This window comes from Acinetobacter lwoffii (assembly GCF_024129435.1).
Classification (GTDB): Bacteria; Pseudomonadota; Gammaproteobacteria; order Pseudomonadales; family Moraxellaceae; genus Acinetobacter; species Acinetobacter lwoffii_F.
This window is the reverse complement of record NZ_JAMXXN010000004.1, coordinates 154,344-177,053: the sequence shown is the minus strand read 5'-3', so window position 1 is coordinate 177,053 and position 22,710 is coordinate 154,344. Positions and strand designations below refer to the sequence as shown.

Sequence of the window (22,710 nt, the reverse complement as noted above, 5' to 3'; positions counted from 1 at the left end):
TGGCTTTGTGATTCGTTTATTGATCTGCTGGATGGAGTAGGGCCTGGGCCGAAGCACCGGCCATCGGGCGATAGAAATAGAATCCTTGTCCTATCTGACAGTCACAATGGATCAGGGTATCCAGCTGTTCTGTATTCTCGATTCCTTCGACCAGAACATCCAGTGCAATACTGGAGCCAATCTGGGTAATGGCCTTGACAATGGCCAGAGCAGAAGGATCACTGTTCATGCGTTCTACAAAGTTGCGGTCAATCTTGATGCAATCGACCGGATAATCCTGTAAACGGGTCAGCGAAGAATGTCCGGTGCCAAAATCATCCAGCGAAATCTGGATTCCGGCCTGTTTCAGCAGGTTCAGGGCACGGACCACATAATTGGCACCATGCTCGGACAGGCTCTGTTCGGTAATTTCCAGTTCAACTTTGTGGGCCGGAATATCGAAATTGGACAGGCGTGCCAACAGTTTTTCGGCATAGTCATCGCGCAGGAATTCAACCGGTGCAGCATTGATTGAAATCGGTAACAGATCCAGACCTTGTGCCTGCCAGCGGCTCATGTCGGCGAAAACTTTCAGCTGCATGGTCTCACTGATGCGTGAGGCCAGCTCATAGTCCTGAAAGGCACCAAAAATTTCGGAAGGTAACTGAATGTTCTGATTCTGATCTTGCCAGCGTAATAGCGCTTCAAAACCGATCACTGCACCATCAGAAAGACGGACCTTGGGCTGGTAATAGGGAATGATCTGATCGGCGAGAATAATCTTGCGTGCCAGAGTCAGCTGCTTGGTCATATTTTCCAGTGATCCACACATTTCCTGATTAAACATGCGGATGCCACCACGACCACTATTTTTCAGGTCATTTAAGGCGATATCGGCACATTTCAGCAGATTCGAGGTATTTAAGGCATCACGTGGATAGATGGCACAGCCTATACTCATGGCACTGCTGATGCTATTGCCGACATAATTAATGGGCTGATCTAGCTGGGCATAGGCCATTTGCGCCGTTGCCAGCAGTTGCTCTTCACTTTCCAAATTTTTGACCAGTACAACAAATTCATCACCACCCAAACGGGCGATGATGGTATTCGGACCGAAACAAGTCTGGAAGCGTTTGCCTAAGACATGTAACAGATGATCGCCGGCAATATGGCCCAAGGTGTCATTAATATGCCGGAAATAGTCCAGATCAATCAGCAGTAAACCTGCCATGGTCTGCTGTTGTTTGGCCTTTAACAGCACCTGCTTAAAGGTTTTATAGAAGGTACTGCGATTATACAGGCCAGTCAGTTCATCGCGTTTAATCACTTCTTTTAAACGGGTTTCTGCGATTTTTTGCTGACTAATATTGCGTGATACACAGAGAATATTTTGGGTAATATTCTGCTGATCCAGAATCGGGGTGAGCAGATGATCCCAATATTGGATTGGTTGATCTTTGATCTGAATTTTGCTGGAAAAACGACTGTTTAAGCCTTGGGCAGCCTGTTTCAGAGCACGTTGTCCGGATTTTCGGGCTTCAGGGGTTAAGCGATTTAACCAGCACAATGAACGGTCTTGATCTTGTTCTGTGGTCTCATTTTCTTGTGCCAGACAGCCAGACTGGTTGCTATGCCGAATCTCACCTTCAGGACTGATAATGTTAATGCAGTCTGCGCTGGCATCCAGCATATTTTCCTGAGTTGAAACGATTTGAGAAAGTTGTTGCTGGATTTCAAAATAATCATGCACATCAGTCAGGGAAACGGCCCATTGCAGCAAATGTTCAGGTTCATGATGAAATTTTACCGCTAGGGTACACATGCGATAATGGGTATCACTGCGTTTAATCCGGCACTGGGTTTCAAAGTTCTGATGCTGATCCAGCGCAGCATGCCACTGCGCTAAAAACAGCTGCAAGTCTTCTGCATGAATAAAGCTCTGCCATTGCGGATGACCCTGTTCATTCAGGTTCACGCCAAGATAATCAGTCAAGGCATCGTTAAAATATTGCAGATGTTTTTTGTTGCTGACCCACAAGGGTTGCGGTAAGGCATCGATCAGATTTTTTAACAAAACCGATTCAGACAAGTGAACGTGGGGTGCAATCAGTGATGATGACGTCAGTGGCTTAGACTGACTCACAGCTCCCTGTTCAAATTTATCATGCTTCATGCATTCACCACTACAACCCAAAAGTGCCCAAGGGGCGAGATAAGTTTCTTTTAATTAGAATAAACAATATGAAAATTACACTGTAATTAATTCACAATTAATCATGTTCAAATTATTCGCTTTTATAGAGATTAATTCATTCAGAATTAAAAAAATAGAGGATATCTACATAAATTAATTTTTTATGCTTGATGTTTGCATTCTTGGAATCAAAACTGCTGATGTTAGAATGAGATCAGAATTTAGTTTGAGCCAATAATAACATGTCAGATAGTCATATCCCGCTTCCAGAACGCTTACGGCCACGCGACCTTACACAGATTATCGGGCAGGAACATTTGCTGGGTGAGCAGGCGCCCCTACGCCAGATGATTGATCAGGGGCATCTGCCTTCGATCATTTTCTGGGGACCTCCCGGAGTCGGAAAAACCACCATTGCCTTACTGCTGGCTCAAGCGGTAGACCGGCCTTTTATCAGCCTGTCTGCACTGAATACCGGCGTGAAAGAGCTGCGTGAAATCATTACAGAAGGTGGCGATTTGCTGACGCCAGTGGTGTTTATTGACGAAATTCATCGCTTTAATAAATCCCAGCAGGATGCACTGTTAAATGCGGTCGAGAAGGGGAAAATTACCTTAATTGGCGCCACCACGGAAAACCCGTCTTTTGAAGTGAATAGTGCCTTATTGTCACGTTGTCAAGTGTATAGCCTGAATGCATTGAGCGCTGAATCGATTCAGACTCTGCTGACACAAGCCTTACAAAATGACTCTTTTTTGCAGGAACGCCATATCCTGATTGAAGAATTTGATGCCCTGATCCAGTTCGCGGCAGGAGATGCCCGCAAGGCGCTAAATTTACTGGATCTGATTGCTAGTACCTTTGAAGCGGATATGGAAAATATCATCACCAATGCGGTGGTGGTAAAAGTAGCACAGCAAAATATTGCCCGTTATGACAAGTCTGGTGAGCAGCACTATGATCTGGTCTCGGCCTTTATTAAATCGATTCGCGGCAGTGATCCGGATGCAGCCTTGTACTGGATGGCACGCATGCTCAAAGGTGGTGAAGATCCGGTATTCATTGCACGGCGTATGCTGATTGCCGCATCCGAAGATATCGGCAACTCGAATCCGAATGCTTTGCTGTTGGCAGGGGAATGTTTCCGTTCGGTGCAGGCCGTGGGAATGCCAGAATGCCGGATTATGTTGGGGCAATGTGCAGTTTATCTCGCGACCAGTGCCAAAAGTAACAGTACTTATCTGGCGATTAACAAGGCGATGGAACTCGCAGATAAAACTTCAAATTTGCCAGTGCCTTTGCATTTAAGAAATGCGCCAACCAAGCTGATGAAAGAGCAGGGCTATGGCGTGGATTATCTGTATCCGCATAATTATCCTGAGCATTTTGTGCTACAGGAATATATGCCGCCAGAACTGAAGGATACCAAACTGTATGAATCAGCACGTAATAAACGTGAAGTTGAAGGGGAGCGTTTACAGCAACGCCGTTGGCAACAGCAACAACAGCAGCAATAAAGCTGGGTATCCCAACTAATTGAACAGATTAAAAAAAAGCCCAATTCAAGGCGAATTGGGCTGAAAGTAGGATGTTTTTGAGGGAGATAACATCCTAGAGGGTAGAGGAGAAATTTGGTCGGAAAATATGGAGTAAAGTGCGTCAACTCACTGATTTGCCTGGTATGTGATAATATTAATGCATGTAGTTCTTGATGTAAAAACGATCATTTTAATAATAAAAATTTATTTTTCCGATTAAAAGCCGGAAATAAAAAACCGAGCTAAAAAGCTCGGTTTTTTCGAATCTGCGCATTTACAGATTAGATGTTGTCTAGATTGATACCTAAACGGCCGGCTACTTCTTCATAGGCTTCAACTACGCCGCCTAAACCTTGACGGAAACGGTCTTTATCTAGTTTTTTCTTGGTGTCTTTGTCCCATAGACGGCAACCGTCTGGAGAGAATTCATCACCAAGTACGATACGGTCGTGGAACACGCCGAATTCAAGCTTAAAATCAACCAGAATCATATTACCTGCGTCAAACAATGCTTTAAGCACGTCGTTCACTTGGTAAGTCAATTCTTTCATTTTCGCCAATTGTTCAGCAGTCGCCCAACCTAAAGCAATGGCTTGTGACTCATTGACCATTGGATCGCCAAGCGCATCATCTTTAAAGAACAATTCAAATGTTGGAGGAGTCAGTTCCTTGCCTTCTTCCACACCCAGGCGGCGGCATAAAGAACCTGCTGCATAGTTACGGATCACACATTCAACCGGGATCATATCCAGTTTTTTCACCAGCACTTCATTTGGAGTCAGTAGCTTTTCAAAGTGGGTCTCAATTCCCGCTTCTGCCAGTTTTTCCATGATGAAGGCGTTAAAACGGTTGTTCACCTTGCCTTTACGATCTAGTTGCTCAATTTTTTCGCCATTGAATGCTGAGGCATCATCGCGAAAGACTAAAATCAGATGGTCTGAACTGTCTGTGGTGTAGACAGATTTCGCTTTACCAGTATAGAGCAAGGTTTGTTTTAACATGAGGGAACCTTTTACAAAAAAAATGCCTAGAAATGTCTAGGCTGGCCAATTTTGGTAAATCTGGTTGAGCAGTTCTGCGGCTTTTTCACGGTCGGCAAAACTGTTATCGGCATTGAACACAGCGAGGTTATTACTTGAACCGACAGAAGATAATCTTAATACATAGGTCTGCTGGTCGACTTTAATCGTGACTTCATAACGATTTTTGCTCTGCACAACGATGCTATGATTCAGACTGCTGAGGGTGGCAAGTGTATATTGCCAAATTGTAGCAGAATTTCCCTCAATTTTAAGCAGCGGATTAAGATTTCCGTCAGTGACCAACTGTGGTTGACCCACCGTATTGGTTTCGGTTAGATCAGCTGTATTTGAGTTTTCAGTCTGGGCTTGTGGGCGTGGCAAGGCAAAACGGTTGCCACGCTGGTTTTCAAGCTTCGGTGCATGTTCAATTGCAAGCGGATCAACTGTTGGAGCAGGATACAATGGCGTTGCAGGACGAACCATGGCGCCTTCAGGATATTGTAAAGCTTCCAGGGTAGTAGTCTCTTTATAGTCTAAAGTGCCGTTATTAAAGGCCATTGAACTACAACCTGCCAAACTGAATACTGAAAGTGTAAGGCTAAGTCCTAAACGTAATTGCATAATCTTGTGCTCTTTTATTTAATAACGCCCGCTTCGACCAGTGCTTCATGAAGTGGAGCGCGATATTGTTCTGCAAGTGGTGTTAATGGAAGGCGAATACCCGTACCAATTAAGCCCATGTCATGGAGTGCCCATTTCACAGGAATTGGGTTCGATTCGCAAAATAAAATATTGTGTAAATTTGCAACCTGAGCATTTAACTGTTCAGCTGTGGCTGCATCACCGGCAATCGCAGCTGCACACACTTCGCTCATGGCTTTCGGAGCCACGTTCGCCGTGACCGAGATATTACCTTTGGCACCATGACTGATCAGCTGATACGCAGTGGCATCATCACCTGAATAAACAATCATGTCTTTACCGACAAGGCCTTGTAGCAGTTCAGCACCGCGCGGTACATCGCCAGTCGCATCTTTAATACCGATAATTTGTGGAATATCTGCCAGACGAATCACGGTTTCATTGGCCATATCTACACCGGTACGGCCTGGAACATTATAAAGAATTTGAGGAAGATCAACAGCTTCAGCAATCGCTTTATAATGTTGGTATAAGCCTTCCTGAGTCGGTTTATTGTAATATGGCGTTACCAGTAAAGCGGCATCTGCCCCCAGCTCTTTGGCTTCGCGGGTCAGTTCGATCGCTTCACGGGTCGAGTTCGCACCTGTGCCGGCAATAATAGGAATACGTTTGTTGGCCACACGAATGATTTCTTTGATCACCTGGGTGTGTTCACTCATGCTGAGAGTAGAGGCTTCGCCTGTCGTTCCAACGGCAACAATACTGTTGGTGCCCTCTGCAATATGCCATTCAACCAGCTTCTCGAGACCCTTCCAATCTACGCTGCCATCTTCAAACATAGGGGTGACGATTGCGACTATGGAACCTTGAATGGTCTGTGCTTGCTGAGTCATTTTAAAAAACTATCCTATTTGTCCATCCGAAAGGAATGAGAAAACATAAATTGGGATGGATTTGTATTTTGATTTATAGCAAATTCAATAGATTTGCATTGAATTGAATATTGCTTATGCAAATTATGACTGATCAAACGCATAAGAACAATATGCTTTAGTAAAAGCTACTGAATTCTTTATACAAAGCCTTTTGGAAACAATCAAGTAATAAATAAGATGATTTATAACGCAAAATCCTGAGACCAAAGTTATGTCTCCAGTCTAGACAATGGAGGATATTGCCCCAAATGCACCCAATAATGATAAGGCTTGTGCAAAAAGATTAGCTAAAAACTGCCATTTTTATACCTTTTGATTTTGGATTAATAGTTATATTGGATAAATTGAGATCTCGTACATCTTGATCGAGCTCTTGTACCAAGACAAATAAAACCAAAAACGACTAAGACTAATCTTTTTTAAATATCAATAAATTGAGAATTTTTTTTCTTATCGGTTAATTTTTTAACTTGATGTATAAGTCTTAAAGTCCAAGTCTTGAACTTTATGCTGTTCTGATTAAGTGTTTTTGCGACTTTATCAGTCAGTATCTTCAATTCATCTACTTCAGCCCCTTTTGGAATATCCAAGCAAAACGTTCAACTTATTGATAGTTATTTCTGCAATCAGGCTCATAGATGATGGCTGTCTTTTGTAACGCTGATTGAACAAGGATAATCCAATGGAAAAATCAGACAATAAGCATGCTATCGTCACGGTCGCGATCTGTTTTCTGATTGCGGTGATTGAAGGCTTAGATATTCAGGCAGCCGGAATTGCTGCTGCAGGTATTCGTGAGCATTTTGGTCTCGATAGTTCCCAGTTGGGTGTGTTTTTTAGTGCAGGGATTCTGGGTTTATTACCGGGTGCACTGGTTGGTGGTCGATTTGCGGACCGCATTGGCCGTAAGAAAGTCTTGATCTGGTCGACAGCAATATTTGCTGTATTTACATTATGTACCGTCTGGGTCAATAGCTTTAACAGCTTGCTGGCAGTGCGTTTCCTGGCTGGAGCAGGTCTGGGCGGCGCGATGCCGATCCTGATCACACTCGCATCAGAAGCTGTCTCTCCACAAAATCGTGGCCGTGCAGTGGGCTTGATGTACTGCGGTATGCCAGTCGGTGCAGCGATTTTATCTTTGGTTGCTGCGACTGAATTTGGTACCAACTGGAAAAATGTTTTCTATCTCGGTGGTCTGTTACCAATTTTTGCCATTCCGCTGATGATGCTATTTTTGCCTGAGTCGAAGGAATACCTGAAAGCACAGAACAAAACGGCTGCAGAACTTGCTGTTGCACCGCAGGGTTCATTCAAGGACCTGTTTAATTCCGACAACCTGTTACGTACGCTATGTATCTGGGTGAGCTACTTCTTTACCTTGATGGTGGTTTACATCATGTTGAGCTGGTTGCCATCATTGTTTATGGAACTCGGCTTCACACGTAAAGATGGTTCAACCGCACAGTTCTACTTCATGGTTACAGCGACCTTGGGTACGATTATTCTGGGTATGCTGACCGACCGCTGGAAGAAAGCCTATGTGATCCTGTTGATGTACGGCGGTATTCTGGCAGGTCTACTGGCGCTGAATGGTGCAAGCTCGCTGAACCAGATGTATATGGCAGCAGCATTGGCCGGTGCCTTCGTGATTGGCTGTCAGGGTGTACTGTATGCCTTCGGTAGTATCGTTTATCCGACTGAAGTGCGTGGTACTGGTGTTGGTGTTGCGTCTGCAGTTGGCCGTATCGGTGCCATGCTGGGTCCAGTCATTGCCGGTCAGTTATTGACAGCAGGTTTTGGTGCTGCGGGAGTCATTAGCGCTGCGATCCCATGTATCATCATCTCTGCATTATGTATGCTGTTCCTGGTGAACCGCACTAAAGTGTAATGTTCCAAGATTTTAAAAAGCCTGCTTTTGCAGGCTTTTTTATTTTCAGAATTTAAGAATTAAATATACTGTTTTCTAATTAGAAAGGCTCATCACTTTATCTTAAAACTTATTTTTTTTTGCAGAGATCTAGCTCGGAACTCATCTCATATTTATCAAAAAATAAGGGGTCTCTTGATCTGCTCATATAAGGATGCTCAGAATGCACAGTCATACCATTTTTAGCAGCAGGGCTAAAAATTCTGGGATATTTTGCGCTATGCTTGGGCATAAATCGAGATTTCAATGGATGAAAACAGATGCAGAATAATGTCGCTTTACTGGTCGTGGATGTACAGAGAGGATTTACCCCGGGAGGCAATCTGGCTGTAGCCAATGCTGACCAGATTATTCCAAATATTAATCTATTGGGGCAGCATTTTAAGCATATTATCCTGACCCAAGACTGGCATCCGGACAACCATATCTCTTTTGCAGACAACCATCCCGGCAAAGCAGCCTATGACAGCATTCAGCTGGATTATGGCAGTCAGGTTTTATGGCCAAAGCATTGCGTGCAAGGGACACGCGATGCCGAACTGCATCCGGATTTAAATTTACCGCAAGCACAACTCATCATTCGCAAGGGCTTTCATTCCCAGATCGACAGTTACTCGGCCTTTATGGAAGCCGACCAGAAAACCACTACCGGTCTTGCTGGTTATCTGCGTGAACGTGGGATTGATACCGTATTTGTGGTCGGGATTGCTACGGACTTTTGTGTGGCCTGGACTGCAATCGATGCCTGCAAACTGGGCTTTAAGACCTATGTGATTGCCGATGCCACCAAGGGCATTGACCTGAATGGTTCCTTGCAACATGCCTGGCAGGATATGCTGTCGCATGGCGTAAAACGTATCTATGTGAAAGATATTGTTCAAGCAGCTTAAAGCTGAATAGGGATAGAACTTAAATATTCCTTTGATCTTATTTATATTTAAATATAAAAATTCAGGCGTCAACGGGTGCCTGTTTTATCTTACTTTTTCTCCCTTAATGTCATCTGGATGAAACCCATGTCAGCCTTGCTCCAGTTTAGCCAATTTGTCCAAAAAACCTTTGCTTTATGGGTCGTACTTTTTTCCGGCATTGCCTTGATGGTCCCTGAAGTTTTTGTCTGGTTACGGGCTTATATTCCGTGGATGTTGGGCATCATTATGTTTGGCATGGGCATGACCATGACCGTGGGAGATTTTAAAAGTGTCCTGCAAAGTCCGAAAGCAGTAACGATTGGCGTGGTCGCCCAGTTTGTGGTGATGCCTGGCTTAGCTTATCTGTTGTGCAAATTGTTTCAACTACCGCCAGAGATTGCGATCGGGGTGATATTGGTAGGTTGCTGTCCGGGCGGAACTGCATCCAATGTGATTACCTATATGGCCAAGGGCAATACCGCCTTGTCTGTTGCTTGTACTTCAGTTTCGACTTTACTGGCGCCCATTTTAACTCCGGCCATTTTCTATGTATTGGCCAGTCAGTGGATTGAGATCAATGCTTGGTCGATGCTGGTGTCGATCTTACAGGTGGTATTATTCCCGATTATTCTGGGCTTAATCGTACGGGCGCTACTCAAGCAAAAAGTCACGGCCTATATTCAGGTAATGCCCTTGATTTCTGTGATTGCAATTGTGGCAATTGTCGCGGCGATTATTGCCGGCAGTAAAGCCCAGATTCTGGAGTCTGGGTTAATGATTTTAGGGATCGTGGCCTTACATAATGGTATGGGCTATTTACTGGGTTATTGGGCCAGCCGTATATTTCACTTGGCAGAAATAGACTGTCGTGCAGTATCCATTGAAGTGGGGATGCAGAATTCTGGTCTGGGTGTGGCCTTGGCGGCAACCCATTTTGCCGCATCACCACTTACCGCTTTACCAAGTGCCATTTTCAGTCTGTGGCATAATATTTCAGGACCTGCTTTAGCCACTTATTGGGCTGCCAGACAAACTGAAAAAACGGACACCTAATTGCCGTTTGATGACAGCACAAAAAAGCTGGGAACCAGATTTTTTGTAATGTGAAAAAGTTAGAATATTAATTTATATGGATTTATCGAGCTTTGTAACATAAGTGTCATGAAGTCTGCCTAAGATCGCCCCTCAATGATGTGAAACAACAGACTGTAATCAGCAGCATTGAGAGGGCATGGAACAATTTCAGCATTCGTCAGCGACCTATTTTAATCGGGAACTTTCCTTATTTGAATTTCAGCGTCGTGTCTTGGCACAAGCACTCGATCCGAATTTACCGATTTTAGAGCGCTTAAACTTCCTGATTATTTTTTCCCGTAACCTGGATGAGTTCTTTGAAATCAGGATTGCCGGGCTGATGAAACAGCAAGACCTGAATGCGACTACCCGGACGCCTGATGCTGTACCCACCGAGCTGGTTCTACAACAACTGTCCCAGTCCATTCATGCCACAGTTAACAAGCAGTATGAGGTTCTGAATCATGCAATTCTGCCTGAACTCCAGGCGCAGGGTATTCAGTTTCTTCAATATCAGGATCTTCTGGAAAAACATAAGGCCTGGATTGCAGCCTTTTTTGCCAAAGAAGTGCAACCGGTACTGACCCCGATCAGTCTGGATCCTTCACATCCTTTTCCACGTTTGGTGAATAAAAGTCTGAACTTTATTATCAGCTTGGAAGGTAAAGATGCCTTTGGCCGTGAAATCGAGATGGCGATTGTGCCGGCACCACGTTCCTTACCGTGCCTGATTAAAATTCCGGAAGATGTCACCGGAAACAATACCACCCAGATCTTTCTGACTGCGATCATCCAGCAGCATATCAGTGATTTGTTTCCCGGCATGAAAGCGACCGGATGTTATGCCTTTCGGGTTACCCGCAATGCCGATCTGGTATTGTCGGAAGATGTTGACGATCTGGCAGTGGCCTTAAAAGATGAACTGTGTTCGCGCCGCTTTGGTCGTGCAGTACGTCTGGAAATTGAAAATGACTCTCCACAGAACATCATCGACTATTTGCTGGATGAATTTAATCTGACGGAACAGGAACTGTACCGGATTGATGGACCAATCAATTTGTCCCGCCTGAGTACCAGCTTTGAGCGTCCGGAATTAAAGTATCCGCATTTTAGTCCGGTGATTCCCAAAATTTTCCGTAAACAGAAAAGTATTTTTGAAATTTTGAAAGCGCAGGATGTGCTGCTGCATCATCCTTTTGATTCATTCCAGCCGGTGATTACTTTGCTGCGCGAAGCGGCCAAGGATCCGGCGGTGCTGGCGATCAAGCAGACCCTGTACCGCAGTGGTCCGGATTCGGAAATTGTTCAGGTGCTGGCAGAAGCCGCACGGAATGGCAAGGAAGTCACAGCCGTGATTGAACTGCGGGCACGTTTCGATGAAGAATCCAATATTATGGTGGCCAATATCCTGCAAGAAGCCGGGGCAGTGGTGGTCTATGGCATCGTCGGTTATAAAACCCATGCCAAAATGATTCTGATTGTCCGGCGTGAAAATCAGGAATTACTGCGTTATGCGCATCTGGGTACCGGAAACTATCATGCCGGTAATGCCCGCATGTACACCGATTATGGCCTGATGACCACACAGCCGGATATCTGTGAAGATGTGCACCGCATGTTCCAGGAACTGACTGGTATGGGGAAAATGGCCAAACTGAAAGCCTTGCTGCATGCACCGTTTACCCTGCATAGCGAATTGCTGAAACTGATTGAACAGGAAAAGGCATTTGCCCTGGCCGGCAGAGCCGCGCATATCATCATCAAAGTGAATGCGCTTACCGAACCGCAATTAATTGCTGCCCTGTATCAGGCTTCGCAGGCTGGGGTAAAAATTGACCTTATTGTGCGTTCAATCTGCTGCCTGATTCCACAAGTTACCGGTATGTCGGAAAATATTCGGGTACGTTCAATCGTTGGGCGTTTCCTGGAACATACCCGGGTCTATTATTTTGAGCATGGCGGCGCCAAGAAACTGTATTGTGCCAGTGCTGACTGGATGGGGCGCAACCTGTTTTCCCGGGTGGAAACCTGTTTCCCGGTGCTGGATCCAGAGCTGAAAAAACGGATTTATAAAGATGGCCTGATCAGCTATTTAAAAGATTGTCACAATGCATGGGAGTTAGATGCCGAGGGTCAGTGGCATAAAGTCCCCTGTCAGGATCCGGCCCAGCCTTATAATGCCCAGCAATATCTGCTGGAACAAAAACAGTTAAAAATTTAAGAGATAGGCCAAGACACACTGGCGTATTTGTTTTGTACCCATAAAAAAGCCGGATGTTGAATCCGGCTTTTTTAATTGCAACATTCAGGGATATTTATGAGGCTTTGGACTGTTTGGATTTTAGAATTTCGGTTCTAAAAGTCTGTGCCAGCTCGGCGCTTTCAGCATCCATCCCATTCACCACAAAAGCATGACGGGTCAGGACATTGGTTGGATTCGGCATGCTGACCAGCTGGAAGTGATCACTCACATCTTTCAGCAAGGTGTTCGGTACATGTAAGGCACTTTCTTTCGCGACCAGATGCTGAGTCAGGCGCTCAGCGGCCTGTACCGAGCTGAGCTGCATCTCCTCGACTTTAGAAGCAATCGCGCTGCGGGTTTGTAGCACAAAACGTTTTTCTTCACGATAGCGTTTATACAGGACTTCCGAAAGCAGCTGGAACACAGCACTGATCATGGTCAGGCAGGCCAGGGCATTCGGTTTGTCTGCCGCGATACTGATGGTGGCACCTTTTTCATCAAATTTATGTACGGTACAAATATCAGAACTATTCAACTTATAGCGTTGCACACAGAGTTCGGTGGCTTTATTCAGAAAAATCTGGCAAAGATTGAAATAAGGCACCGAAACGGTTTTATTCACGCTATCCAGTAACTGTTTTGGATCGTAGAACTGGATGTTTAAGCTCAGGCTATCGCTCTCCAGTACCGCCGGCTTATGTTCTTTTTCTTTGGCTTTGTTTTTCACTGCCTGTTGGGCTTGGGCAATCGCCAGTGCCGCATTATGCTTTTCCTGTTCCAATGCCTGGGTCAGGGTCTGAATCTCGAATTTCAGCCGCGATTCGTTATTGATGCGCGCCAGATATTCGGTGCGGCTTGGACGTGCCACAGCACGATAAGCGACCCAGAGCAGACCATGAATGATGAACGAGAACAGAATTGCCAGCCATTGTGTCCGCAGAATTTCACCAATACTTGGTTCAATCAGAGTGATTTCAATCACACCGACTTTTTTCTCATTTTGCAGCGCATCACGGACAAAAACTTCACCCTCGCGGGTTTTGGTCAGTCCGCCAGTGGCTAAAACCTGAGCTTTCGCATCTAGAATCCGGATGGAAGCGACACTTGGATTGGTGGCATAACGATTTGCCAGCAACGCCAGAGAAACGCGGTTGGGTGGTTCAAGCTCAGACAGGCTGTCTGTCACCAGTTGACTGGTGATCAGCTGTCCCTGATTGGCACGGTTTTCATTCAGTTGGTGAGTGGTTGCCAATACCAGTAAAAAGGTATGCAGAGCAAAACTTACAATCAATAGGCTAGCAAATAGCCCTTGTCTAGGCGCATTCAACGTAAACTTCCAAGGCAATTCTGTTCAATTTCGATTATGATTCTAACAATAGTTGTAGCTCAGACCCGAGTCAATTCATGCGAGAAATCATTCTTATATCATTCTTAGGACCTGACCAGCCTAATCAATTTACACGATTAATGCAGGTTTTGTCCGCCCATTCCTTACAGATTTTAGATGTAGGGCAAGCGGTTATTCATAATCAGTTAACCTTAGGTATTGTTGTAGCCTCTGAAGACCAGACAGCGACAGCATTAGCCATGAAGGAGATCCTGATTCTAGCACATGATATCGGGTTAACTGTGCGCTTTAAACCGATCTCTGCGACTGAATATGATCAGTGGGTCAAAGAGGGTGGACGCACACGTTATATCGTAACGGCATTGGCCCCTGAATTAAATGCCTCTCATCTGCAAGCCGTGACCCAGATTGTCTCGGGTCAGGGCTTTAATATTGAAACCGTGACCCGTCTGTCTGGCCGCCCCATTTTAGATGGCCAGAGCGCAGGGCCAAAACGTGCCTGTGTCCAGTTCGGTTTAAGTGGACAAATGCTAGATGCAGCTGCCATGCGTGCGGCCTGCTTGAGCCTGTCCAATGAATTAAATGTCGATGTTGCGGTGCAGGAAGACAATGCCTATCGCCGTAACCGCCGTCTGGTTTGCTTTGATATGGACTCGACCCTGATCGAGCAGGAAGTTATTGACGAACTGGCAATTGAAGCCGGTGTTGGTGAGCAGGTCGCTGAAATTACCGAACGTGCCATGCAAGGCGAGCTGGACTTCCAGCAAAGCTTCCGTGCCCGTGTGGCTTTATTAAAAGGTATGGACGCATCGGTACTTCCGAAAATTGCCGAGCGCCTGACCATTACCGAAGGGGCGGAACGCCTGATTTCGACTTTAAAAGCAATAGGTTACCGTACTGCAATCCTTTCAGGTGGTTTTCAGTATTTTGCAGAATATCTGCAAACTAAACTGGATATTGATGAAGTGCATGCCAATGCGCTCGATGTGCAGGATGGTGTCGTTACCGGTGAAGTCAAAGGCCATATCGTCGATGGCGCACGCAAAGCACTCTTGCTCGGTGAAATCGCCCAGGAGATGGGAATTTCCCTGGAACAAACCATTGCAGTCGGTGATGGCGCCAATGACTTGCCAATGTTATCCATTGCAGGACTCGGTGTGGCTTTCCGTGCCAAACCTTTGGTACGTCAAAATGCCAATCAGGCGATTTCTAGCGTCGGTCTGGATGGGGTGCTGTATCTGCTCGGCGTACATGATAAAGACCTGAACCGTGCATAAATACAGGCTTTGATTGATTTTAAACGCGACCTCTGGGTCGCGTTTTTTATTGTTGATGATCTGAGTTATATAAGGAATAGCTAAAATATGGCTACAAAAACATCGATCATCTTAAACGGAAAAATAATTTTTTCACTTAAAAAAACTACTGATAATTTTGTAATGACACGCCAACATTGGCGCAGTCATTGATCCACAAAAATGTGAAAAGCAAAAAATGTAATGACAATATAATATCGCGACAAAGTATGTCGTTAGGCTCGATGACAGGACTTTTTTTATGCAAAAAACTCAGCATAATGCAGGCATAGAGATACAAATCAACAGATTCCATTTTATTGATTTAACGAAATTCAATAGATAGAAGCGTTGCAATATCAAGCGGAAACTATCTATCTGGATGGAGGGGGTTATATGGTAACAGCGAATTTAGCAACGATTGTGGGCTTCAGTTTAGTCGCTGTAGCTGTGCTTGCTGTGTTCTTCTCGCCTTATCGTCGCTGGTTGAGCTTTATGGCGGCCGGTATGCTGGTATGGGGCCTGATCGAGGTGATTCGTGTAGGAACTCAAACCTGGTTTGAACTACCAATGACGTATAGTTATCTGAGCGCGTTAACTGCGGTCATGATGGTCGTGACTGGCCTGTTGTTGCGTGAAGATCGTCGTGCTGAACGTGCTTTGGCAAAACGCCGTTGCATCGAACATACGCCAGTTTATGAAGACGACCAGCAGCAGCTTTCAAGCCGTTAATTCTACAAGTTGCAATGAAAAAAATGCACCCACGGGTGCATTTTTCAGTTTGGAAATATGATACAAACTGCATAATCCACCTAGCCCAGAACTATGCTAGGATATTTGTCAATTTTCGTACAATTAGAATAGGCATCCTCCATGAAACTGTCGTCCATTCCTGTGTTAAAACTTCCTCTTATTGATATGAGTACAGATCCGCTGGACTTACTGGTCGCAGGTCTAGCTTTACGTATGAAGCAGTTGGCACGTACCAGCCCAAAATTCATTGAACTGGTACATGGACGTCAATTCCGTATCCAGATTGGTACGGATGAAGGTATGGCACGTCAGATTATTGTCAATAATGGTCATATCGATACCGTTTCTGGTGATGCTGAAAAAGCCGATTTTGTGTTGCAGTTTGCTGACAGTGAGCAGGGTGTGAAGACTTTGATTAAAGGTGACCCGACGGCATTTATGACCGGGATGCAAAGCGGCACGATCAAAATGGAAGGCGACTTTGGCCTGCTGGTCTGGTTTAACCAAGTGGCGAAGATGATTCCACCGAAACTGCCAAAGCCAGTCAAAGAAAAAGTGAAAATGGTACGTCAGTTTATTAAAGAAAAAACCGGTAAATAAGTTAAACATCTTTCATCTAACCTTTTCTTTCTCCCTTTGGGAGAAACACAGAGAGGGGGTGAAAGGATGAAAGATTTTTTAAAAGAAAAAGCCCTCAATTCGAGGGCTTTTTTACTGAATCATTCCACTTCCAGATTAAATGTCACCGGCCCATCATTGACCAGATGCACTTTCATGTCAGCGGCAAAAATACCGGTTTGTACATGTTCAAACTGGCGTTGAGCATATTCTACTAGCTGCTCATAAAGTGCTTTAGCCTCGGCAGGCGGCATAGCCGGGCCAAAGTCTGGGCGTAAACCCTTCTGGGTCTGTGCCATCAAGGTAAATTGTGAAACCAGCAATACACCACCGCCGGCCTGGGCAACGTTCCAGCCCATTTTGCCCTGTTCATCATCAAAGAAGCGGTATTTCAATATCTTATCCATCAGCTTTTTGCCTTTTTCCAGATTATCGTCTTTACCTAAACCAAGAAAAACCAGAACTCCTTTTTCAATTTCCCCGGTGGTTTCACCCTCGACCACGACTTTAGCTTCTAAAACTCTTTGTAATAAGGCACGCATTTTACATATGGACTGCTAATGATAGATGGAGGTGATTGTAGCAAGAATAAAATCTGGAGCAGTATGAGATGCTGTTTTTATGAACTTTAAATATCTGAAAATCAATTGATTAATTTTTGTAAATTCATTAAAGCGATTGAATTAATAAAAATAATCTGTTTTATCTATTTATTGTGTTGGCGTATCTTAGCTCATGCAGGAAAGGTAATAAATTGAGAGATTTAGAAATGTTTAAGCGTTCATTACTGGTTGCAATGCTTGCAACTATCACAGCTGCACAAGCTGCTCCTTTAACGAAAGACAATGGCGCACCAGTCGGTGATAACCAGAACTCGATCACTGCGGGTCCAAATGGTTCAGTACTCCTTCAGGACGTTCAACTGGTACAAAAATTACAACGTTTTGGTCGTGAGCGTATTCCTGAGCGTGTCGTACATGCGCGTGGTACTGGGGCATATGGTGAATTCGTTGCAACCAAAGATTTATCTGATCTTACCCTCGCTTCATTGTTCAAAGCGGGGACTAAAACTCCAGTTTTTGTGCGTATGTCTACCGTCATTCATGGTAAAAGTTCACCAGAAACCCTACGTGACCCTCATGGTTTCGCCATCAAATTCTATACCCAGGAAGGTAACTGGGACTTAGTCGGTAACCAGACGCCAGTCTTCTTTATCCGTGATGCGATCAAATTCCCGGATTTCATCCATGCGATGAAACCAAGCCCGGTCACCAATGTACAAGATGCCAACCGTGTATTTGACTTCCTGTCTAGCCAGCCTTGGGCAACCAACATGCTGACTTATGTTTATGGCAAGCAAGGTGTCCCAACCAGCTACCGCGAACAGGACGGTTTCGGTGTACATGCCTACAAACTGTATAACGATAAAGGCGAATACAAGTACGTGAAATTCAACTTCCGCTCTAAACAGGGTGTGAAGGGCTTGAACGTCAAAGAAGCGGCTGTACAACAAGGTAAAGATTTCAATCACTTGACCAATGATCTTTATAACAACATCTATGCAGGTAATTTCCCGAAATGGGATCTGTATATTCAGGTGCTTGATCCTAAAGATCTGAATAGCTTTGATTTCGATCCGCTAGATCCAACCAAAATCTGGCCAACCGAGCTGGTTCCAGAAGTGAAAGTCGGTACATTGACGCTGAACCGTATGCCGAAGAACTTCTTCAATGAAACTGAACAGGCTGCATTTGCACCAGGTAACTTGGTACCAGGTATCGAACCATCTGAAGACCGTTTGCTTCAAGGCCGTATCTTCTCTTATTCGGATACACAAATGTACCGTCTAGGTGCGAACCATCAGCAAATTCCGGTAAATCGTTCTGTGGTGAATGTGAACAACAATAATCAGGATGGCTACATGAATATCTCTGAGCGTGACTCGGATGTGAACTATGAGCCAAGCCGTAAAGAGCCAAAAGCTGCAACTGAAAAAGCACGTGCGGTACAAACACCATTATCTGGACATGTACAGCAAATTGGCGTGAAAGAGCAGAACTTCAAGCAGGCAGGTGAGCTATACCGTTCATACACGGTCAAAGAGAAAAATGACCTGATCATGAACCTTGCTGCTGACTTAGGTGCAGTGAAAGATTCAGAAACCAAGCACATCATGTTGTCTTATTTCTACAAGGCAGATACAGACTACGGTACACGTATGACCAAGGCGGTAAACGGTAATCTCGCGACTGTTAAAGCCAAAGCTGCAAAATTAAAAGACTAATCCCGATTGGTCTTGAGGAACTGGTGACTAGGGCATAGCGCATCACCTCCAAAAAGTCCTGTAATACTCCAAACCTTTCCTGCACCCTAGGGGGAGTTTTACAGGCACTCCGTTTTTTATCTCATCTCAGGATAATTCAGTCTTTCAAGACTTAAATTCCCCTTCGATTTCTGCTGGAGTTCATCATGAAAGTTATGTCATCTATGTTTTTAGCCAGTATTCTCACGATAGGTTCCGCATTCGCAAACGTGACTGTCGCGAAGGAGATCTCCCCCGCTAAAAGCGTGGACAATATTCAGATGAACTCACAACAGGAACTGGTCGACCTGTTCTTTGCTGCCGCCAAAATTGGCAATAGCGAAGTTATCAACGAATTTTTGAAACATGGCTTTCCGGTCGATGTACGCAATAAAGACGGTTATACACCACTGATGATGGCGACTTATTATGGCCATCAGGATATTGTCGCTAGTTTGCTTAAGCATGGGGCAGACCGCTGTGCTCGAGACAATCGAGGCAATACAGCCTTGATGGGAGCCTTGTTTAAAATGGAATTTGCGATTGCCAAGCAGCTGCGTCAGGTGGACTGTGATGTACAGGCGCAAAAAACCGGACAAAAGACCACAGCCGAATTTGCCAAGGTCATTGGTCAGGAAAAACAGTTGCAGAAACTGATTCAGGAGCAGGAAAAAGCTCAGACCAAAACCCAGAAATAAAGCGGGTTATGCTTCTGATACTTTTGTCGCAAATACAGCCAGCTGTACGTAAATCCTGCATTATTGCACGACTTTTTATGCTTTAATGCAGAGATAAGCACAGCGATATTCCCTTAGTTATGGCTCCAATTATCCATTCTCTGTTAGATACTGACTTGTACAAATTCACCATGTTACAAGTGGTCTTACACAAGTTTCCGCAAACGCATAGTGTCTACCATTTCCGTTGTCGTAATCTGGAAGATACAGTCTATCCATTGACGGATATTCTGGATGATCTCAATCATCAACTGGACTTGCTGTGTCAGCTCAAATTCAAAGAAGATGAACTGCAATACTTAAGAAGCTTACGGTTTATCAAAAGCGATTTTGTGGATTATCTGGAACTGTTCCAGCTCAAGCGCCGTTTCATTAAGGCCAGTATCGACAGTCAAGGCCGTCTGGATATTGTGGTGGAAGGCCCGATGGTTCAGGCGATGATGTTTGAGATCTTCGTACTGGCGATTGTGAATGAACTGTATTTCAGCCGCATTCGCACACCTGAAGTGTTGGCGGAAGGCGAGCGCCGTTTAAAAGCCAAAATCGAGTTATTAAAGCAGTATGATGCTGCGCAAAACCCCAATGATCCACCATTTTTGGTGTCAGATTTTGGTACGCGTCGCCGTTACAGTTTCGATTGGCAAAAGCATGTGGTCGAAGAATTTCACAAAGCTGCACCGCATGTGTTCCGTGGTACCAGTAATGTACTGTTGGCCAAAGAGCTGGGGATTACCCCGATTGGCACCATGGCGCATGAATTCCTGCAAGCTTTTCAGGCGCTGGACGTACGTCTGCGTAATTTCCAGAAATCTGCACTGGAAAGCTGGGTGCAGGAATATCGTGGTGACTTGGGCATTGCCTTGACCGATGTGGTGGGGATGGATGCCTTCCTGCGCGACTTTGACCTGTACTTCGCCAAACTGTTTGATGGCTTGCGTCATGACAGTGGCGATCCTTATGAATGGGGTGACAAGGCCTATGCGCATTATAAAAAGCTGAAAATTGACAGCAAAACCAAGATGCTGACTTTTAGTGATGGCCTGAATCTGGAAAAAGCCTGGAAACTGCATCAATACTTTAAAGACCGTTTCCAGGTCAGTTTCGGGATTGGTACCAATCTGACCAATGATATGGGACAGACTCCGCTGAATATTGTATTGAAACTGGTGGAATGTAACCGTCAGTCAGTGGCCAAAATCTCGGATAGCCCGGGCAAGACCATGACCGATAATGATACGTTCCTGGCCTATTTACGTCAGGTTTTTGAGATCAATGAACCTGTCTAAGTCAGTTTGAACAATTCATAATCTTAAAGAACCGTGTCTATGCAGATGCGGTTTTTTTTATGCAAGCTTATTTAAGACCAGGGTTTAGCTAAAATCTTGCTAATCATCTGCAAAGAAAGCGCATCAGTGTAAAAACCAGCTGTGCTAAGATCAACAGGATTTGACCAATAATAGCCATGATAACGATGACCGCTGCAGCTTTTAATTTTGGCCTGCTGATTGAGGCAGAAGATTTAGTTCCCTATTTGGGCCATGAAAAACTTCGTATTGTCGACCTGAGCCGTGCCTCTGTGTATGAGCAGCTGCATATTCCGCATGCCTTGCATCTTCAGCCTAAACTTCTGGTGCGTCAGGATGAAACGGCAATGGGACTGTTGCCGGACGCGGAAGGCTTGCAGGCTCTCATTGATTATCTGAATATTTCTCCTGAACATCATGTGGTGGCTTATGATGATGAGGGCGGGGCATGGGCCGGACGTTTGCTCTGGAACCTGCATTGTCTGGGTTTTGAAAATACCAGCCTATTGAATGGCGGGATTCATGCTTGGCTCGGTGCCGGTTTGCCGACTTCTTCCAGTCAGGAGCAGTTTGCACCAGTGAAGGATGTATTGCAGGTCAATCTCCAGCATCAGGCGAATTTTCAGATTGGCTATGATGAACTGCGCCAACAGGTTGAAAATCAACAGGTTCAAATTTGGGATTGCCGTACGCAAGATGAATATACCGGTTTACGTCTAGCGGCTCGACGCGGCGGTCACATTCCGGGAGCACGTCATTTTGAATGGAGTACTGCCCTTAATCGCGAAAATCATTTAAAATTACAGCCTTTACCACGTACTCAGCAGCGTCTGGAACAACTGGGCTTTGATTTGAATCAACCCGTTGTGGTGTACTGCCAGTCCCATCACCGCTCAGGTTTGGCCTATATTCTGGGTCGTTTACTGGGCTGGAAAATTCGAGCCTATGATGGTGCGTGGAGTGAATGGGGCAACAGCCTCGATAGTCCAATCGCTACAGGGGAGCTGCCATCTTGAGCATCACGTCACGTTTAAAACAACAGTTTTTTATTAAAGCTCAACGATTAGTACCGCAACATCGCTTGTCTCGTGTGGTGGGTAAAATTGCCGCCAGCGAAAACCCGATTATCAAAACTGCTGCAATTACTGCCTTTAAGGCGCAGTATGGCATTGATATGTCGATTGCTGAGCAGGCCAATGCCCTGAAATTCAAGTCATTTAATGAATTTTTTACCCGCGCCCTAAAAGAAGGTATCCGTGCGGTTGATCCAGATGCTACGAGCATTGTTTCGCCTGCAGATGGTGCGATTTCCCAGCTGGGTAAAATTGAAAATGGCGATGTGTTTCAGGCCAAAAGCCAGAAATTTACCGTTGAAGCCCTGATTGCTGATCCACAACTGGCCGAGCCATTCAAAAATGGTGAATTCGCGACCGTATATTTGTCGCCACGTGATTATCATCGGGTGCATATGCCATTTGCTGGCACCCTGACTGAAACGCTATATGTTCCGGGCGAGCTGTTCTCGGTAAACCAGGTGACCGCAGAAAACATTCCGGGCCTGTTTGCACGCAATGAACGTATGGTTTGCCTGTTTGATACTGAAATTGGCCGTATGGCGGTGGTATTGGTCGGCGCGATGATTGTGGCGGGTATTGAAACCGTGGCAACCGGCAAAGTGAAGCCTTCAGGACGAATCGAACTTAATCAGCATGACCTGTTCCTGGAAAAAGGGGCAGAACTGGGTCGTTTCTACCTCGGTTCAACTGCAGTGATTTTATTTGAAGAAAATAAAATGCAGTGGGATGCTGCATTCAAGGCCAATTCTTTGGTGAATATGGGTGAAGCGCTGGGACATACTCTATAAGATACTTTTAACCTCTTGTTGC

General features: G+C 45.1%; 19 protein-coding genes. 13 read left to right on the top strand and 6 right to left on the bottom strand.

Annotated features, from left to right (window positions below; all coding sequences use genetic code 11):
* Positions 1-16 precede the first annotated feature (16 nt).
* Positions 17-2,155, bottom strand: a complete 2,139-nt coding sequence (locus NI455_RS04390; RefSeq protein ID WP_253112635.1) for a putative bifunctional diguanylate cyclase/phosphodiesterase — start codon at positions 2,153-2,155, stop codon at positions 17-19.
* A gap of 263 nt (positions 2,156-2,418) precedes the next feature.
* Here NI455_RS04390 and NI455_RS04385 point away from each other — a divergent pair, with 263 nt between their 5' ends.
* The gene (locus NI455_RS04385) at positions 2,419-3,693 is read left to right on the top strand and encodes a replication-associated recombination protein A (RefSeq protein ID WP_253112634.1); all 1,275 of its coding nucleotides are present in this window, start codon (positions 2,419-2,421) and stop codon (positions 3,691-3,693) included.
* 302 nt (positions 3,694-3,995) lie between these two features.
* On the opposite strand, the gene purC is transcribed toward NI455_RS04385, so the two are convergent.
* From purC to dapA, 3 genes are read right to left on the bottom strand one after another with little or no spacing between them, the layout of a single operon-like run.
* A complete protein-coding gene (purC, locus tag NI455_RS04380) occupies positions 3,996-4,715 on the bottom strand; it encodes a phosphoribosylaminoimidazolesuccinocarboxamide synthase (RefSeq protein WP_004281247.1) in 720 nt (239 codons plus the stop codon).
* Between the two features lie 36 nt (positions 4,716-4,751).
* Positions 4,752-5,357: a lipoprotein-34 precursor (NlpB) gene (locus tag NI455_RS04375; RefSeq protein WP_253112633.1), complete on the bottom strand. Its 606-nt coding sequence runs from the start codon at positions 5,355-5,357 to the stop codon at positions 4,752-4,754.
* 14 nt (positions 5,358-5,371) lie between these two features.
* Positions 5,372-6,271 carry a 4-hydroxy-tetrahydrodipicolinate synthase gene (gene dapA, locus NI455_RS04370; RefSeq protein WP_253112632.1) on the bottom strand — a complete coding sequence of 300 codons (900 nt, stop codon included), beginning with the start codon at positions 6,269-6,271 and terminating at the stop codon, positions 5,372-5,374.
* Between the two features lie 724 nt (positions 6,272-6,995).
* Between dapA and mhpT the strand changes: the two genes are divergently transcribed.
* From mhpT to ppk1, 4 genes are all read left to right on the top strand, one after another.
* Entirely contained in the window at positions 6,996-8,201 is a 1,206-nt protein-coding gene (gene mhpT / locus NI455_RS04365) for a 3-(3-hydroxy-phenyl)propionate transporter MhpT (RefSeq protein ID WP_253112631.1), read from the top strand.
* 299 nt (positions 8,202-8,500) lie between these two features.
* Complete coding sequence (gene pncA / locus NI455_RS04360) at positions 8,501-9,130, top strand: bifunctional nicotinamidase/pyrazinamidase (protein WP_168730588.1); 630 nt, start codon at positions 8,501-8,503, stop codon at positions 9,128-9,130.
* Between the two features lie 126 nt (positions 9,131-9,256).
* Positions 9,257-10,204 (top strand): bile acid:sodium symporter family protein, encoded by a 948-nt coding sequence (locus tag NI455_RS04355; protein ID WP_253112630.1) that lies wholly within the window; start codon positions 9,257-9,259, stop codon positions 10,202-10,204.
* A 178-nt stretch (positions 10,205-10,382) separates the two neighbouring features.
* Positions 10,383-12,446 (top strand): polyphosphate kinase 1, encoded by a 2,064-nt coding sequence (gene ppk1 / locus NI455_RS04350; protein WP_253112629.1) that lies wholly within the window; start codon positions 10,383-10,385, stop codon positions 12,444-12,446.
* Between the two features lie 94 nt (positions 12,447-12,540).
* On the opposite strand, the gene NI455_RS04345 is transcribed toward ppk1, so the two are convergent.
* Positions 12,541-13,794, bottom strand: a complete 1,254-nt coding sequence (locus NI455_RS04345; protein ID WP_004729076.1) for a hypothetical protein — start codon at positions 13,792-13,794, stop codon at positions 12,541-12,543.
* A gap of 77 nt (positions 13,795-13,871) precedes the next feature.
* On the opposite strand from NI455_RS04345, the gene serB reads away from it, so the two are divergent.
* From serB to NI455_RS04330, 3 genes are all read left to right on the top strand, one after another.
* Entirely contained in the window at positions 13,872-15,092 is a 1,221-nt protein-coding gene (gene serB / locus NI455_RS04340) for a phosphoserine phosphatase SerB (protein WP_253112627.1), read from the top strand.
* A 414-nt stretch (positions 15,093-15,506) separates the two neighbouring features.
* A complete protein-coding gene (aciT, locus tag NI455_RS04335) occupies positions 15,507-15,842 on the top strand; it encodes a ciprofloxacin tolerance protein AciT (RefSeq protein ID WP_004647188.1) in 336 nt (111 codons plus the stop codon).
* A gap of 141 nt (positions 15,843-15,983) precedes the next feature.
* On the top strand, positions 15,984-16,463 hold the full coding sequence (locus NI455_RS04330) for an SCP-2 sterol transfer family protein (protein ID WP_253112624.1): 480 nt from the start codon (positions 15,984-15,986) through the stop codon (positions 16,461-16,463).
* Between the two features lie 119 nt (positions 16,464-16,582).
* Here the strand turns inward: NI455_RS04330 and dtd are convergent, their stop codons facing one another.
* Positions 16,583-17,023 carry a D-aminoacyl-tRNA deacylase gene (gene dtd / locus NI455_RS04325; RefSeq protein WP_253112622.1) on the bottom strand — a complete coding sequence of 147 codons (441 nt, stop codon included), beginning with the start codon at positions 17,021-17,023 and terminating at the stop codon, positions 16,583-16,585.
* 227 nt (positions 17,024-17,250) lie between these two features.
* Between dtd and NI455_RS04320 the strand changes: the two genes are divergently transcribed.
* The 5 genes from NI455_RS04320 (at position 17,251) to asd (ending at position 22,688) form a co-directional block, all read left to right on the top strand.
* Positions 17,251-18,765 (top strand): catalase, encoded by a 1,515-nt coding sequence (locus NI455_RS04320; protein WP_253112620.1) that lies wholly within the window; start codon positions 17,251-17,253, stop codon positions 18,763-18,765.
* 185 nt (positions 18,766-18,950) lie between these two features.
* On the top strand, positions 18,951-19,481 hold the full coding sequence (locus NI455_RS04315) for an ankyrin repeat domain-containing protein (RefSeq protein ID WP_253112618.1): 531 nt from the start codon (positions 18,951-18,953) through the stop codon (positions 19,479-19,481).
* Positions 19,482-19,600: 119 nt separating this feature from the next.
* Positions 19,601-20,806 (top strand): nicotinate phosphoribosyltransferase, encoded by a 1,206-nt coding sequence (gene pncB / locus NI455_RS04310; protein ID WP_044108794.1) that lies wholly within the window; start codon positions 19,601-19,603, stop codon positions 20,804-20,806.
* A gap of 185 nt (positions 20,807-20,991) precedes the next feature.
* A complete protein-coding gene (locus tag NI455_RS04305; RefSeq protein WP_253112616.1) occupies positions 20,992-21,840 on the top strand; it encodes a sulfurtransferase in 849 nt (282 codons plus the stop codon).
* A complete protein-coding gene (asd, locus tag NI455_RS04300; protein ID WP_253112614.1) occupies positions 21,837-22,688 on the top strand; it encodes an archaetidylserine decarboxylase in 852 nt (283 codons plus the stop codon). Before NI455_RS04305 ends, asd begins: the two co-directional genes overlap by 4 nt.
* Positions 22,689-22,710 lie beyond the last annotated feature (22 nt).